Origin of the sequence: Acinetobacter sp. FL (genome assembly GCF_040744925.1) — a bacterium.
Taxonomy (GTDB): Bacteria; Pseudomonadota; Gammaproteobacteria; order Pseudomonadales; family Moraxellaceae; genus Acinetobacter; species Acinetobacter radioresistens.
Window position 1 is genome coordinate 2,821,813 of sequence record NZ_CP160437.1, and the last position, 15,854, is coordinate 2,837,666.

Annotated in this window: 17 protein-coding genes; 10 read left to right on the top strand and 7 right to left on the bottom strand. The window is 42.9% G+C overall.

From position 1 onward, the window contains the following. Positions 1-66: 66 nt before the first annotated feature. The 5 genes from glyQ to ABZP31_RS13295 all read left to right on the top strand — a co-directional run bounded on the left by glyQ (position 67) and on the right by ABZP31_RS13295 (position 5,311). Positions 67-1,056: a glycine--tRNA ligase subunit alpha gene (glyQ, locus tag ABZP31_RS13275; RefSeq protein ID WP_005018241.1), complete on the top strand. Its 990-nt coding sequence runs from the start codon at positions 67-69 to the stop codon at positions 1,054-1,056. Then, positions 1,056-3,125, top strand: a complete 2,070-nt coding sequence (glyS, locus tag ABZP31_RS13280) for a glycine--tRNA ligase subunit beta (RefSeq protein ID WP_248133735.1) — start codon at positions 1,056-1,058, stop codon at positions 3,123-3,125. The genes glyQ and glyS overlap by 1 nt, the downstream gene beginning before the upstream one ends. A gap of 69 nt (positions 3,126-3,194) precedes the next feature. Beyond that, positions 3,195-4,145 (top strand): COG2958 family protein, encoded by a 951-nt coding sequence (locus ABZP31_RS13285; protein WP_248087073.1) that lies wholly within the window; start codon positions 3,195-3,197, stop codon positions 4,143-4,145. Between the two features lie 71 nt (positions 4,146-4,216). Beyond that, a complete protein-coding gene (locus ABZP31_RS13290; RefSeq protein WP_248133736.1) occupies positions 4,217-4,606 on the top strand; it encodes a hypothetical protein in 390 nt (129 codons plus the stop codon). A 219-nt stretch (positions 4,607-4,825) separates the two neighbouring features. Beyond that, complete coding sequence (locus tag ABZP31_RS13295) at positions 4,826-5,311, top strand: hypothetical protein (protein ID WP_005018232.1); 486 nt, start codon at positions 4,826-4,828, stop codon at positions 5,309-5,311. Positions 5,312-5,457: 146 nt separating this feature from the next. Here ABZP31_RS13295 and ABZP31_RS13300 read toward each other — a convergent pair whose 3' ends face one another. The 3 genes from ABZP31_RS13300 to ABZP31_RS13310 all read right to left on the bottom strand — a co-directional run bounded on the left by ABZP31_RS13300 (position 5,458) and on the right by ABZP31_RS13310 (position 8,196). Beyond that, a complete protein-coding gene (locus ABZP31_RS13300) occupies positions 5,458-6,411 on the bottom strand; it encodes a 2-hydroxyacid dehydrogenase (protein ID WP_005018230.1) in 954 nt (317 codons plus the stop codon). A gap of 96 nt (positions 6,412-6,507) precedes the next feature. Beyond that, entirely contained in the window at positions 6,508-6,726 is a 219-nt protein-coding gene (locus tag ABZP31_RS13305; RefSeq protein ID WP_248133737.1) for a hypothetical protein, read from the bottom strand. A 201-nt stretch (positions 6,727-6,927) separates the two neighbouring features. Continuing rightward, positions 6,928-8,196 carry a hypothetical protein gene (locus tag ABZP31_RS13310; protein WP_119879633.1) on the bottom strand — a complete coding sequence of 423 codons (1,269 nt, stop codon included), beginning with the start codon at positions 8,194-8,196 and terminating at the stop codon, positions 6,928-6,930. Positions 8,197-8,321: 125 nt separating this feature from the next. Between ABZP31_RS13310 and ABZP31_RS13315 the strand changes: the two genes are divergently transcribed. After that, positions 8,322-9,104, top strand: a complete 783-nt coding sequence (locus ABZP31_RS13315) for a class I SAM-dependent methyltransferase (RefSeq protein ID WP_005407273.1) — start codon at positions 8,322-8,324, stop codon at positions 9,102-9,104. Between the two features lie 34 nt (positions 9,105-9,138). After that, on the top strand, positions 9,139-9,720 hold the full coding sequence (locus tag ABZP31_RS13320; RefSeq protein ID WP_005407245.1) for a hypothetical protein: 582 nt from the start codon (positions 9,139-9,141) through the stop codon (positions 9,718-9,720). A gap of 139 nt (positions 9,721-9,859) precedes the next feature. Here the strand turns inward: ABZP31_RS13320 and ABZP31_RS13325 are convergent, their stop codons facing one another. Continuing rightward, complete coding sequence (locus ABZP31_RS13325) at positions 9,860-10,420, bottom strand: hypothetical protein (RefSeq protein ID WP_005018223.1); 561 nt, start codon at positions 10,418-10,420, stop codon at positions 9,860-9,862. A 143-nt stretch (positions 10,421-10,563) separates the two neighbouring features. Continuing rightward, the gene (locus tag ABZP31_RS13330) at positions 10,564-11,034 is read right to left on the bottom strand and encodes a Holliday junction resolvase-like protein (protein WP_005018222.1); all 471 of its coding nucleotides are present in this window, start codon (positions 11,032-11,034) and stop codon (positions 10,564-10,566) included. Positions 11,035-11,157: 123 nt separating this feature from the next. Between ABZP31_RS13330 and ABZP31_RS13335 the strand changes: the two genes are divergently transcribed. From ABZP31_RS13335 to sodC, 3 genes are all read left to right on the top strand, one after another. After that, positions 11,158-11,802, top strand: a complete 645-nt coding sequence (locus ABZP31_RS13335; RefSeq protein ID WP_248121925.1) for a ParA family protein — start codon at positions 11,158-11,160, stop codon at positions 11,800-11,802. A gap of 127 nt (positions 11,803-11,929) precedes the next feature. Then, positions 11,930-13,048 (top strand): AI-2E family transporter, encoded by a 1,119-nt coding sequence (locus ABZP31_RS13340; protein ID WP_248133738.1) that lies wholly within the window; start codon positions 11,930-11,932, stop codon positions 13,046-13,048. Between the two features lie 109 nt (positions 13,049-13,157). Then, positions 13,158-13,706: a superoxide dismutase [Cu-Zn] SodC gene (gene sodC / locus ABZP31_RS13345; RefSeq protein WP_248133739.1), complete on the top strand. Its 549-nt coding sequence runs from the start codon at positions 13,158-13,160 to the stop codon at positions 13,704-13,706. A 72-nt stretch (positions 13,707-13,778) separates the two neighbouring features. Here the strand turns inward: sodC and ABZP31_RS13350 are convergent, their stop codons facing one another. Together ABZP31_RS13350 and ABZP31_RS13355 are read right to left on the bottom strand one after the other, a co-directional pair. After that, positions 13,779-15,008 carry an MFS transporter gene (locus ABZP31_RS13350; protein WP_248087063.1) on the bottom strand — a complete coding sequence of 410 codons (1,230 nt, stop codon included), beginning with the start codon at positions 15,006-15,008 and terminating at the stop codon, positions 13,779-13,781. 408 nt (positions 15,009-15,416) lie between these two features. Next, positions 15,417-15,782, bottom strand: coding sequence for a hypothetical protein (locus ABZP31_RS13355; protein ID WP_005024332.1), 366 nt, complete (start codon positions 15,780-15,782; stop codon positions 15,417-15,419). Positions 15,783-15,854: the final 72 nt, after the last annotated feature.

Genomic DNA, 15,854 nt, shown 5'->3' on the forward strand with positions numbered 1-15,854 from the left:
TTGCCACTCCCCTGCAAATTCCCTATACTTAGGGACAATTTTTTCTCATATTCTAGTGGATGCTACATGAGTCGCGCCATATCACATATTGATACATTTCAAGGCTTAATTCTTGCCTTACAAAATTACTGGGCCGAGCAAGGCTGCGTCGTATTACAACCTTACGACATGGAAATGGGTGCAGGTACTTTCCACACTGCGACTTTTCTGCGTGCATTAGGCCCTGAAACCTGGAATGCGGCTTATGTCCAGCCATCACGCCGTCCTAAAGATGGACGTTACGGTGAGAATCCAAACCGTTTACAGCATTATTACCAATTCCAGGTAGTGCTGAAGCCTAATCCGGATAATATCCAGCAGCTTTATCTGGATTCATTAAAGGCTATTGGTATTGATACGCTAACCCATGATATCCGTTTTGTAGAAGACAACTGGGAATCTCCAACACTTGGCGCTTGGGGTTTGGGCTGGGAAGTCTGGCTGAACGGTATGGAAGTGACACAGTTTACCTATTTCCAGCAAGTTGGTGGGGTAGAGTGCTATCCGGTTACAGGTGAAATTACTTACGGTCTTGAGCGTCTGGCCATGTACCTGCAAGGTGTAGACTCGGTTTATGATCTGGTCTGGACCAAAGGCCAGTTTGGTACGGTCACTTACGGCGATGTGTTTCACCAGAATGAAGTAGAACAGTCCACTTATAACTTCGAATATGCGCCAGTTGAAAAACTATTTGAACTATTTGATTTTTACGAAACTGAAGCCAGCCGTTTAATGGAAGCAGAACTTCCACTACCGGCATACGAACAGGTGATCAAAGCTTCACATAGCTTTAACCTTCTTGATGCACGTGGTGCGATTTCTGTGACTGAACGTCAGCGCTATATTTTGCGTGTACGTACACTGGCCCGTGCCATTGCACAGAGTTATGTACAGGCCCGTGCCAAACTAGGCTTCCCGATGGCCGAGCCTCATCTGCGTGATGAAGTCTTGGCCCAGCTTAAAGCTCAAGCGGAAAATGATGCTGCTCAGGCAGAAAAATCAGCGGAGAACAAATAATGTCTAAACATACAGTTTTATTTGAACTTGGCTGTGAAGAACTTCCTCCAAAAAGCCTGAAAACCCTACGAGATGCCTTACAGGCAGAAACAGTGAAAGGTTTAAAAGATGCTGGTCTAGCCTTTGATTCAATCGAAGCTTATGCTGCCCCACGTCGTTTAGCCCTTAAAATTGTGAATGTCGATGGTGCACAAGCAGATACACAGAAGCGTTTTGATGGTCCTGCGGTTCAAGCGGCTTATGATGCTGAAGGCAAACCAACCAAAGCTTTAGAAGGCTTTATGCGTGGTCAGGGTATCAGTATTGATCAAGTATCAACATTCCAGGCAGGTAAAGTTGAAAAGGTCTGCTACTTAAAAGATGTAAAAGGTCAGAGTCTGGATGTATTACTGCCACAAATCCTGCAAACTGCTTTAGATCATCTGCCTGTGGCAAAACGTATGCGCTCAGCAGCCAGCCGTACTGAATTTGTACGGCCAGTCAAATGGGTAGTATTACTAAAAGATGATCAGGTCATTGATGCTACTATTCAAGACCATACAGCTGGTAATGTAACCTATGGTCACCGGTTCCATGCACCAGACGCAATTACACTTGCAAATGCTGATGCCTACCTGGATGCACTGCGTGCAGCTAAAGTCGTAGCTTCATTTGAAGAACGTCAAGCCATTATTGACCAGCAGGTAAAAGCTCTCGCTGATGAAGTCAATGCAATTGCCATTGTACCGGCTGACTTGCGTGATGAAGTAACTGCACTGGTAGAATGGCCGGTGGCTCTGCGTGCCAGCTTTGAAGAGCGTTTTCTTGCCGTTCCACAAGAAGCACTAATCACGACCATGCAGGATAACCAGAAATACTTCTGTCTGGTCAACAGCGACCACAAGCTTCAGCCTTATTTTATTACCGTATCGAATATTGAGTCAAAAGACCCGAAGCAGATTATTGAAGGTAATGAAAAAGTTGTTCGCCCACGTCTGTCAGATGCCGAGTTCTTCTTTTTGCAGGATCAGAAACAGCCGCTGGCTTCACGTTCAGAAAAACTGGCTAACATGGTATTTCAGGCACAGCTTGGCACCTTATGGGACAAGACTGTACGTATCGCAATGCTGGCTGTGGAACTGACCAAGTTTACAGGTGCACAGGTTGCTGATGCTGAAAGAGCCGCCATGCTGTCTAAATGCGACCTGACTTCCGAGCTGGTAGGTGAATTCCCTGAGCTTCAAGGGATTGCAGGGACATACTATGCCCGACTTGAGGGTGAAAATGATGAAGTCGCTGAAGCGCTTGGCGAGCAGTATCTGCCAAAATTTGCAGGTGATGTTTTACCGAAAACCAAAACAGGCACTACGATTGCACTGGCCGACCGTCTGGATACACTGGTAGGTATTTTTGGAATTGGGCAGGCTCCTACAGGTTCAAAGGACCCGTTTGCACTTCGCCGTTCGGCAATTGGTACCTTGCGCCTGATTATTGAAAATAATCTTGATGTAACGATTGAAGCACTGGTGAACTCTGCCCTGCATGCCTATGGCGCGCTGATTACTGATCCGAATAAAACCCGTAGTGATGCAGTTGCCTTCCTTGAAGGCCGTTACCGGGCCAAATATGAAGACCAAGGTGTTCAGGTAGATGTCATTCAGGCAGTCCAGGCGATGTCACCTGCTTCTCCGCTTGACTTTGACAAACGTGTTAATGCCGTTAACCATTTCCGCAATCTGCCTGAAGCTGCTGCATTGGCTGCTGCAAACAAGCGTGTTGCAAATATTCTGGCGAAAGAAGCTGCACCTGAAGGTTCAGTGGTTGAAGCAAACTTGGTTGAAAATGCTGAAAAAGCATTATTTGCTGAACTTGCGAAAATTACGCCTGTGGTTGAGCCATTATTTGCTGCCAAAGACTACACTGCTGCGTTGTCTGCACTTGCTGCTCTTCGTGTGCCAGTGGACGCGTTCTTTGACGGTGTTATGGTGATGGCAGATGATGCTGAGCTGAAAGCAAACCGTTTACGTATGCTTGCACAGCTTCGTGATTTGTTTACCAAAGTAGCTGATATTTCGGTGTTGCAGCACTAAGCTTTAATTAGTTGAAAAGTCTATAGAACCCCGCTATAAGTTAGTGGGGTTTTTATTTTTTTAAATATAATGAAATTATCACAATCGCAAAAAGTTGTAGAATTTTTAAAATCTTACCCAAATCAAAAATTTACATCACGTGAAATAGCTGAGGCTATTATTCAGCTTTTTCCTGAAGATTACGAACAAAAAAGATTAAACCATCGATTTGAATCAAATTCAGATTTTGTACAACAAATTGTTCGTGAAATTAGTAGTAATGCAAAAACTAGTATTTTAAAGGTATCGCCGCATATTCATATACGTGATCAACCTCGTCCAAGACAATTCTGGTTTGATCCTAATTCAACATATGAATTAACACGGGAAATTAATACTATTTTTAATTCTGAAAATATTGATGCTGAAGTTCACTTACCTATTATTAAATTAGATCATTTATCTGAACATGATCTTTATCCAATTCTTATTGAGTTTTTAAATTCTGAATTTAATCTAAACTGCCTTAGAATTGATGAGAAACGTTCAAAAAATTCCCGTGGTCAGAATGGAAATCAATGGCTACATCCTGACGTTGTTGCTATGCAAGCATTAGATAACCGTTGGAATGAATTAATCAGAACCTGTGTAAAACATAGCTCTGGTCAAAATGTTCGTCTATGGTCTTTTGAAGTCAAGAAGGAACTAAATAGCAGTAATATTCGTAGTAGTTTTTTTCAGGCTGTGAGTAATTCAAGTTGGGCTAATGAAGGATATTTAGTCGCAACATCAATATCTACGAGTGAGGTTGAAGAAGAGCTTCGGATGCTTTCTGCCCTCCACGGTATCGGGGTAATACTTCTAATTCCTGAAAATCCAAGTGAAAGTGAAATTTTATTACCTGCTCGTCGTAGACCAGAGGTTGATTGGCAATCCATTAATCGAATATTAAATGAAAATTCTGATTTTAGAAATTTTATAGAACTTGTTTCTATTTACTATCAAACAGGCCGTATTCGTCCTCAAGACTGGAATAGATAATGTATGACTATAGGCAATTCACTATATATTTCATATACTCAAACTAACAACACTCAACAAGAAAGAATCATATGACATTTAAAACACTCATGTTGACGGGTCTTGCGAGTATCGCAGTTACAGCTTGTAGCTCAGCCCCAAAAATTCCTCAGCTTGATCTTGGCGTTTTACAGGAAGTACAAAATCTTGAAGTTGTTCCGGCAACTAACAACAACAAGGCAAAACTGACCAAATTCCTTGATAAATGCGTGATTGAATTTACAGGTGATATTGGTGAAAACCGTGTTGTGGAGCAGTGGTCATTTAAAGGTATGGGATTAATTAATGCCGGTTCGGCCACATTCCAGCGTGATGGCACCAGCAAAGCAGAGAAATTTAACCTGCATGATGCGAATGTTCAAAAGAATTTTGTTACCCTGCGCGATCATTTTGCCAAAGAAGCGCTAGATCAATGTAACTAGCAAACTCGCCCTGTTTTTATAAAAGATAGGGCGTCCTCTATAACGTTGCTGCATAAATCGCTGTATAACCGTTTATATCTTTTTTAAATTAAAATAATTATAAGATACTGCAATATTCTTCTTTAGCGATTCTTCACAGGATATTCATTGTTTTTAAAACATCATCCGCTACACTAAAACATTCAGACCGCTCTTTAACAAATTCGAGGTCGATTCTTAATGAATATTAAAACTCCAATACTTTTGCTCATCGCTCTTATGGGCGCTGTACCACTCCTCGCCCAGGCGAATTCTACTCAGACCTCTTCACAGATTACTAAACCGGTCACACCTTATGGTGAGAACCCAAATCTGCTGCATGTATTTGCCTATAAAGCACAAGAAGGCGTAATCAATACTGCGGAGAAAGTGGGAAAGGTGACTGAAAAAGGCATCGCCAGAATTAAACCAGATGTCGACCGCGCCTGGAACAACACCAAATCTGTTGCCTCAGATACTATTCAAAAGGTGGATCAGGGAACACAGCAGGCAGCTCAACAAGCTAACCAGAGAATCCAGAGCTCCCGAGAAGCATGGGGTGGCACACCGCAACAACCGGCGCCTATTATTCAGCAACCTCTAAGCCAATCATCGACAGCTACCCAAACTACAGCGCCCTTACAACCCCATTCAGGCGCTACCAGCTATGCAATCACAGAACTTTAAACTTGCGTGGGATTAAATAAATATATTGAGCTAACACCTTTCTTTAAATGCTTAACAGGCTTACACAATATTTGGGCAAAATATTAAGAGATTAGAATTATGCAACGCCCATGCTTTGGAATGGGCTGGCTGGTTAAAACTCTTTACTAATTGACCTGCCGGATAGGCAGGCCTCGTTTAAAGGCTTCAGTATTTTCAGCAAGCTGCTCTAGCATACGCTGTCGCGCCTGAACACTTCCCCAAGCAGAATGCGGTGTAACAATCAGATTTGGAATATCCTCATTCAGTAAAATATTGCCCTGTTTAGGTGGCTCAACGGTGAGTACATCGCTGGCAGCTCCGGCGATTTCACCATTTTTTAAGGCTTGGACCAATGCTGTCTCATTCACCAGTCCACCACGTGCACAGTTAATGAGAAAGGCGGTAGGTTTCATCTGTTGCAGCTCTGCTGCTCCAATCAGGTTTTGGGTCTGTTCGGTCAAAGGACAATGCAGACTCAGAAAATCAACTTGCGGTAGCAGCTCCTTTAATGGAATCCGATCAGTTCCCCCCGGACGACACGGTAAAGAGGCAATCTTGACCTGCATGCCAAATGCCTCTGCCAGCCGGGCTACAGCCTGTCCGAGTTCGCCATACCCTACAATTCCTAAAGTCTTTCCAGCCAGTTCAACAATCGGGAAGTCGAGTAGACAGAACTGCTCGGCCTTGTTCCATGCACCGGTCCGCACCGCACGGTCATATTTTAAAAAGGAGGTTGCCAGACTCAGCATAAGCAATAAGGTATGCTGGGCAACAGCCGGTGTGCCATAGCCCTGACAGTTACAGACCACGATGTTATGCTCACGGGCTGCACTCAGATCTACATTATTGGTGCCGGTAGCAGAAATCAGAATCAGTTTTAACTTGGGAAGCTGACGAATCAGTTCGGCATTTACTCTGACTTTATTGGTAATAATGACATCGACATTCTGTACACGCTCCAGAATTTCATCTGGTGCAGTAACTGCATGTAAAATCAGCTGGTCAAACTGCTGTTGAAGACGACTGATCTCCAGATCATTTTGGTTCAGTGAATTAAAGTCTAGAAATACGGCTTTCATTGGATTCATCTCCTGCGACTCTACTCCATTTAAACAGCTCGTCCATGTTTATTCCAGAGCAATGCAAGAGATGATCCTTAGCCTACAATTTTAGTGTTAAATTTCAGGTGCCAGCAATTTACGTTTTTTAATCACTGGTTTGTGCTGATGGCTTTTATAAAATTGCCAGGCCTCTTTTAAGATATATAGCGCGAAAGTCAGCACTACCATGACTCCCAGACCAAAAACCAGATGCGGTGTATGTACTGCACCCGCATGAGCGAAGCCAGGGAATAAAAATATTAAGCTAAACAGCAAAGATGGATAAACATTCACATCTACACTCCTTATCTTTTTTCTTTAAATTTAGGTATTTACAAAAAACCTATTACTGAATCCCGACTATAGCCCACATACAGAATAAAGCAAGTTTGTAAGATCAGGTAACTTTCCTATTTAAATTCCAGCTATTTACAGACCCAAAAAAGCCGGGCTAAACCATGAAGGCTTAGACCGGCTAACAGATTAATCTGGCCTTTAGACCACCACAAATTTCTCTGTATTTTGAACGTGTTCTACAGAAAAATGGCAATTGCCATATTCATCACAGCTCAGGTTCAGGTTTTTATAACTGAGTACATAAAAATCCGGATATTTTTTTAGAACAATCGGACTCATGTCTGGAGAAAGTGCATCCTGCTCTTTTACCAGCCGCATAATACGGCGGTCATTCATTACCACCATATAGCGCTCATTGTTCAGATCAACACTGAGCAGACCAGTTTCTTTCGCCTGTAGAGAGATCAGATACTTGTTATTGAGACTAATCGCATCCTGACTATAGCTTTCCAGCTTCTGAGTAATTAAATTAAATACCAGATAGGCCTGATGGCAGTCCTGCAACAGGCTGCGCTGCTCCTGATCATGTGGCATGTTGACTTTAATACCCAGCTTCAACAGGTCCTGCTCATTTACCTGCTTGTTGGTCAGCAAGGTTCGGGTAATCAGCTGCTTTAATTGAGCATCCAGATATTGCCCGTCGAGCTGGAATTCACCATTTTTCAGGATTTTTCCAAGTTTGGCGCTGTGTTTTGGCAGGAACCTGGCAATAACATTACGGTAATAGAATTTACTGTTCTTTTTAACCTCACGCACCTGTTTATAAAAATATTGCTGGTCCCATTCATGTGAAATAAAGTCATTTAGCAGGGTCGAGCTGGCCAGTACAGCCAAGGCATCATGGCCGGTAAACGGTAAATGAATAGTATGCAGTTGCGGAATTAGGGGTTGAATTTTTGAATAATGTTCATGATCAGCTTCAAAATACGGGTCATAAACCAGAATATATTCACTATCTGGCGCAATATCAGAGCGTTCAATCCGCATATTGGCATTCAGGTCAGCATCAAAGAACTCGCTATAACGGCGGTCATTGACTTCATCTGGATTAATGGAGTATTGCGGAACAAAAGCAATGACCCGGTTCATGCCAAGCAAGCGAGAATATTTTATCGCAGCATAACCACCCATTGAGCCGCCATATCCAGCTACATAGTCGAACTGCGCTAAAATAGGCTGTATCTGTTCCAGCATGGCCTGCATACTGGCTGCCGGAAACCATGATTTCCGCTTGGGCATGACACCAATAACGTTGTAGTCATATTTAGAAAGAGATTTCTCGGCATTAATTGACATACCATTAGCTTTGGTAATTAAGTCACCAAAGGAAAAAACCAGTTCACGAGAATGTCCTTTTAGAAAAATTACCCGGATATCGTCGTCTTCAAAAACTATCTGCTTGTCCATTCGCCTATGAGGCACCGTAGCGCCTACACTTCTCCTATAAAAATGAAAACAATAAGGCCTTTGCCTGAGCCAATTTGCTCAGTATCTTATTTTATCGAGGTCACTCAAATTAAAAAGCGCAAAATATGACACATTCACTACATCCTGCCGCACAAAAAGGCTTTAGTCAGGCTGCCCGACTTTATCAGGAGGTACGGCCCAGCTATCCTAAACAGGTAATTGATTGGCTAAGGAATGACCTGAATTTAAGTCAATCGTCGTATGTCGTCGATCTGGGCGCAGGTACAGGCAAATTTTTACCATATTTACAGGCTTTAACTTCTCATATTACTGCGGTTGAACCTGTTGCAGAAATGCTCGCAGAACTGGAAAAACGTTATCCGGATGTTGTCGCATTACCGGGCACCGCACAGCATTTACCTTTAGGGAATGAGAGCCAGGATGCCGTACTTTGTGCACAATCTTTTCACTGGTTTGCTGATATTCAGAGCCTGAATGAAATTTATGAGGTGCTTAAACCGGCAGGTTATCTGGGACTGGTCTGGAACCAGCGTGATATTGAAGTTGAATGGGTGCATGCCTTGGCTGAGCTGATTGCGCCATTTGAAGGAACTACCCCACGCTATCATAGTGGTCACTGGAAAGAAGTTTTTGATAACCAGTTTCTGTTTCAGCTGGAAAAGGTCAAGGTTTTATCACAAGTACAAAAAGGTACGGTAGAACAGGTGGTATCCAAACGTTTACTGTCGACCAGCTTTATTGCAGCCATGTCAGAGTCTCAACAGCGGGCCCTAAAACAGCAGTTTGAAGAAACCGTCCGGCACTATACTAACAAGCAACCTCAGGATGAAATTGAATTTCCATATGTAACTTATGCTTATAGCTTTAAAAAAGTCAGTTATAAATAACTGAAAAAATCATGTTTAAAATGAGGGAGTACATATGAATAAAACAGCCCGTCTCGCTTTACCTCTGATGTTCTGTTCAGGCCTCTTACTGGGCGGCTGCCAAAAGGAAAACCCGGAAACTGGTGATCTTTCGCAGCAACAGCAGGAAGATGTAGAAGTCATGAAACAGCTGGAAACGCCTCCAGTTAAACAATTTCCGGCTACTCCGAATGATGCTCACGATATTCAGCTACTGGAAGACTATGAAAGCCGTTTTTTAGCCATGAGTGATGAACTGGAGGAAGAACTTGGTAAAATGCGTCAGGAAGGCTCGCTCACTGAAGAATTTGAGCAGCAGCGAAAACGCGAGCATATTCAGTCAGCACGTAATATGTTGCGTGAACTGGACTTAAAAACTGAGCAGGGTCGCTATATTCAGGGGCTACATGCAGAATACTGGGATAATCAGGCCAAATTACTTGAGCAGCAACCTGAACAGAAAGGTAATAACAATCAGGTACAGGGCTTAGGCGATTATTTACATGCGCAAGAGCAATTGAAGCACTGGAAAAACCAGCAGCAAACTGCCAGCCAACAATCACAGCCACCATTTTCTGAACCTGCAAAACAGCAGTAAATGGCAGAGCTAAAATATATAATTCTTGGTAATTATACCTCTGAAGCCCGAAAACATATACCCGGCTGCATTATTGTGAAGTCGGGTATAGGTTATCTGGATTAAACTTCCTTTATTTAATTTCGTAACAACTTTAAATTTAACTTCTGACTTTCTCGATCCATTGAATCGAGTTTACCCGAAATAATTCACAAGCCCCTTCTCCCAAATCAGTTGGAGTAAGTGATGAGGTCCAGACCAAATCTTTATCCTTTACTTCAACCAACTCGCCATGTAAACGGACCAGATCACCCCGTTTCACTTTCTTAATTTCCTGGGCAATTTTAGGATTGGCTGGAATAATATGCATATTTGATACCATTTGCATGGCCTGTTTCGGTGGTACCGGCAGCTTGTCTATTTTCCAGTTCAGGAAACGGTCATACTGGTTCACACTGATACGCCGGGCAATTTCCGGCTCGGCAAACATTCCCCAACTGACTGCATAATCAATGGGGGAAAATTTGGCTTGTTCATCATGAGTATAAATTTTTGAACCTAATATACGGAAATCACCAGCGAAAGGTTTAAGTACTGCAATAGACTGATCTTTTACAGCAGGTGCCAATCCTTTAGCAATATTATATTCAGCAGAGGTCGATGCACTGGCCTGTCCTACCCATAAGCCCAGTAATACACTACATATTAAGCGTTTTGACATCAATTTCCCCCTGTAATCAGCGTGTTTCTTAACTCTATATTAGAAGAAGAAAATATGAAAAGAGTATCAAATTTTAGTAACAATCAGCACGGTTTAGGTTTGATTTTGTCTTGACTCTATTTATTTAAACGCGGGTCTAAGCGCTATACTTCATCAAAATCAATACGCACGGTCTCAAAACGTACCCGCCCGTCACGGATTGCCTGAGCAATTGCCTGCTGGCCTTTGGTTAAGCGTGCATTTCCACTTTTAATATCAATCAGCACTACTTGAATTTCATCTGCTCGGCCTTCGCCATCACGAAAGTCGGTATAGCCATCAAATACCACATAATCCACCGGGTCCCCTAAAAATTTGGCATCGCTCGGCAAATACTGGAACTCAGGCAGGATTGGAGCCAGCTGTTCGGCCATTTTGCCCTTAAGGACTGCACGGCTAGTGTTTACACTGCGCTTTTGTGCATGAGTCAGTGCCTTCTGGTGTTCACGTTCTAGCTCGGCAATATACTGTTCATATTCCGCCTTGATCCGTCCATTACGTGTATTTGACAAAATGAAAGTGGCAAGTACCACACCGATGCAGGCACCAATCAGCATGGCCATCCAGATTGACATATATATTCCTCATATTTCATGTGCATAGTAATGTATAGAGTCCTACAACTTTTGTCATGTGTCACATTTCTCACATAAAAAGCTGCTAAGCTAGGGTAGAGATAGATCATTGTACTAAAGTGAATGAAAACAATATTGATTGCTAACCAGAAAGGGGGCTGTGGAAAAACCATTGCAGCAATCACTTTAGCCACGGCACTCTCCCAAAAAGGTTATCAGGTCGGGCTGGCAGATGCAGATCACCAGAAGTCAGCCTTACAATGGTTAAAGCTACGACCTGAAACAGCCACGCCAATTATTGCTCTAGACTGGCGAAAAGAAAAACAGATCGGTGAAGCTCCCGCAGACCTGGACTATTTAATTATTGATGCACCCGGCGCATTACGTGGAGAACATGCTGAACAGCTGATCCGTGAAAGCCAGCATATTATTGTTCCGCTTCAACCTTCTTTTTTTGATATTGACAGTACCCGGCGTTTTTTAAAACATCTCCAAGAGATCAGGCGGATACAAAAAGGCAAGGTAAAAATTCTATTGCTGGCAAACCGGATCAAGTCACCAAAAAGTAATCAGCAGGATATGCAGAGCTTTTTTCAAAAAGTTGGACAGGAACCCGTAGCCTGGATTGCAGAACGTTCAGCTTATGCCCAACAGGCCATGCAGGGGTTGGCTATATTTGATAAATATCAGAAAAATCTGCTGGTTTTACAAGCTCAGTGGCAACCGGTTCTGGATAGTATTATTGAAGATCCAACCGAGTGGTTCTGATTTTTGAGCTGCTATCCGCTCTTTTTATATCGTGTAATTTATTCACGGGCCTACACCCGGCATTCATTTCCCCGGTGAGTATTTTCGGTTAATATGATTAATCGGCTATCAAAGATCAGAGAAATCAGTGCAACAATATGCTCCAACCCTACAGCGGGTTTTGTTATTTGGACTGTTTTTTATATTGGTATTTTTGGGCTTCCATGTGCTCAAATACTTTATTGTACCGGTCCTTTGGGCAGCAATTATCGCCTATATGACCTGGCCACTTTATCTGTCTATCCAGCGGATGTGCGACCAGCGTTCAAGTATCAGTGCGTCTGTCATGATTGTTCTGATTATTTTGGTCATTGGTATTCCCCTGACCTTTGCTATTTTCATTTTGCAGCATGAAGGCCGTAACCTGTATTACGAGCTGCAACGCCAGATTTTTTCCGGACATGTTTCTGTACCTGATTTTATCCGCGAGTTACCTATCATTGGCAAAGAAGTTACCCGGACCTTAAAAGAACTAAATACTGACCCGCAGTCCATTACCCAAAACGTAGCTGCCTGGATCCAAGGTCATTTAGGTTATGGCCGTTTCGTCCTGAATGAAATTAGCAAAAATATTATTAAACTCTGTTTTGCGATCATGTCCTTATTCTTTTTTTACCGTGACGGACAGACTATTCTAAGACAGGTCAGTACAGCCATGGAAAAAGTGATTGGGCCACGTATCCATCATTATATGGACACTATTTCAGAAACTACCCGTGCCGTAGTTTATGGTGTAGGTCTAACTGCAATTGCTCAGGCAATCCTGGCTGGCTTAAGTTATGTAGTGGCGGGGGTGCCTAATCCGATGGTTCTGACTATTGCAACTTTCTTGCTGGCATTAATTCCATTTGGTACACCGGTCGCCTATGGCTCGGTTGCTCTCTGGCTATTTTCACAGGGGCAGACGGTAGAAGCCATTGGTGTATTTGCATGGGGTGTCTGTATTGTCAGTACATCAGATAATGTTATTCGGCCACTGGTAATCTCTGGTGCGACTCAAATCCCTTTCCTGCTTATCATGTTTGGGGTTCTAGGTGGAGTCGCCAGTTTTGGCCTGGTTGGTCTATTCATTGGTCCGGTAATCTTAGCCGTAATACTGGCAATCTGGCGTGAATGGCTGCATGAAACCACTGAACCCGAACCTGTGCCGGATGCTTCTTTGGCCTATGAAATTTTAAATGATGAAGAGCCGCCGAAATCACCGTAAATGATTAAAGTTAATAAACTTATACAAGACCATACTTAATGCTGATTGTGTATTGAACAGTGCTTTGCTTGAATTGGACTGCACAATAATCACAATCAGGATGCACTGTATGTTTTCCTCCCTATTTAAAGTTAGCGCGCTTTGTGCACTGACTGCGGCGGTATCGGTAGGTTGTACTACCATGGATCATCACAATTCAGCCAAACAGCAGACCGTTACTGTGCATGCTGTTTCACCTGAAGGTGTGGGTAGTAAAATCGGTACAGTTACCTTCCATGACAGTCCTCAGGGGCTTATAGTCATGACCAACCTGTCTAGTCTGCCTTCAGGTCAGCATGGCTTCCATATCCATGAACGTGGCTCATGCGAACCAGCAATGAAAGACGGAAAAATGACTGCCGCCCAAGCTGCTGGCGGACATTTTAACCCCACAGGTACAGGTCATGGTACTCCAACCACTGGTCATCTGGGGGACCTGCCCGCTGTTACGGTAGATTCCAACGGGAAAGCTAACCAGACCTTGCTATCACCGCGTCTGACCCTGAGCCAGATCCAGGGACTTTCGGTGATGGTACATGCAGGTGGTGATAACTATTCAGATCATCCTAAACCGCTTGGTGGTGGTGGTGAGCGTATTGCCTGTGGTGTAATTAAATAGAATATAGCTCCTATAAAAAATATGGACATCTCAACAGATGTCCATATTTTTTATTGCCTACTTAATGGGTATTTAATTCAGATCCTGCTGCTGACGCTGCTGCATTACTTTATTTAAAAGCATCCGTGGAAATGTAAACCAGAGCGCAATCAGTACAAGACATGCCAGACTGTATCCCAATAAATGAAACTGCTCGTAAAGCATACGAACCAGCTCAATAATAATGAAAAAACTGAACATCAATAGCATTGATACTGCGGCTGCAACTGTTCCCTTAGAAACCTGCGATGACATCAGGGCAAACCGGTAAAGGACAGAAAAGCTGAGTCCCTCTCCAAAGCTGATCAAGGTCATTCCAATGATCAGACTCCACAAAAAATATGCTGGCCAGATCACGCCCAGAAGCAGGATAAAAGTACCGAATAGCATAATAGGCAGACCTATAAGTACTGTTTTTCCTAATGCCAGCTTGTCGATCACTTTAATCAGTACAATATTGCCCAGGATCAGACCGCCAAGTACCGGAAACTGTGCCATGCCATATTGCAGACTGCTGAGTCCAAGTTCTTCGACCAGCATGACTGGAGAGAGTGCAATCCATAACATCAGCGGCATGCTGACCATCGGTAAAGCGAGTGTTAAGCCTAAAAAATGCTTATCCTGATAAACCTTTTTGAAATCATAAAGAATATAGCTGATCGGCTGTTTAGGAATACTCTGCTTATACTCCGGCATTTTAGCTTTCAGACCAAACCAGCTTAAAAATGCCAGCAGGGCAATACCGATAAAACCCCAGTGCCAAGAAACATGGTCAATTAAAAAAGCACCCAAAATAGGGCCAAGCAAAGGTGCCAGCAAGGAGATATTGGCCATGAGTGCCATGACCTTAATCGCATCACGCTCTTCAAAAGTTTCTTGAATGGCAGCATAGCCTACTGCGGTAATTACCGTCAGGCCAATGCCCTGTAAAAAACGCAGGGCCAGAAAAGTTTCAATACGTTGCGTCAATAAAATCAGCAGGCAGCACACTACAAAGAATAATACTCCAGAGAGCAGAACTTTTTTGCGGCCAAGACGGTCTGAAAGTGGTCCTAAAAGCCATGCAACACAGGCGCCACCCAATAGATAAAATGACATTGAAGAAGGTGCCCAGCTACTGCTGACTCCGAAGTCTCTAGTAATAGCAAGCATTGCCGGCTGGACCAGATCATTGCCGATATACACTGAAAATTCGAACAGGACCAAAGCCAATGGGAACATGAGCGTAGCGCGGCTCAATGTGGTGGTTTGAATATTTTGCATTGTTATCTACATATCTTTATCGGCTTGTAAGGCTGAGTATCATTTTTAGGGAGATAAACGTCAGCCCAATGACAAGCACTAAGTATTCAAAAATTAAGTTTTAGAAAATGCGCTTGAGAGCAGCGACTTAGAACACTGTATTCACAAAGTGTCTAGCAAGATAAAAATAATGATGTGAGATTTTATGACTTCACCAAGTACACCCACTTGGTCAAGTCAGTATAGTCTAACAGAGAATAATCTTAAATACTGTGAATTTTACAGTCGCAAAATTTATGTGTAGCAGTCTTCTTTTAAGAAAAAGAAATAATTATATTTTTTACAGTGATCCACCCATTCCAGAAAATAAGGCTATATCGAGCAGATCCACTTTTAGCCGAATTATCCCTATACATCAGTTATATATTTTCAGGGACACTGAGCAGCCTGAAAAGACTTGGTATTTTTACCACGCATGCACTGGTATGAGCGTTGGGTATTTACCAGTTCCCAGTTATTTTCAATATGTTTGAAACTATAAATAGTGCGAACTGAACGGACCGAATCATCTTTTAAGCCGGTTTCAGTAACCTTTACCTGAGCTGCTGTCGGACGCTCAATATTATTAAAAAACTGGCGTATTTCTACTGTAGCAAGATCTTTGAGCAGCTCGGGACGCTCCTGTAAAACTTGCTGTATAGGTGTATCAGACTTAAAGTTCATGAGCTTGCTGGTTGTAGCGCAGCCACTCATCACGCCCAGTAACAGCGAAGATAAAATAAAAACTCTTAACATTGCATGTTCCCCTTCAGCAAAAAAAGCGTAGCCATTGTGCTACGCTTTTTTTGTTTACACTATTAAAGCTAT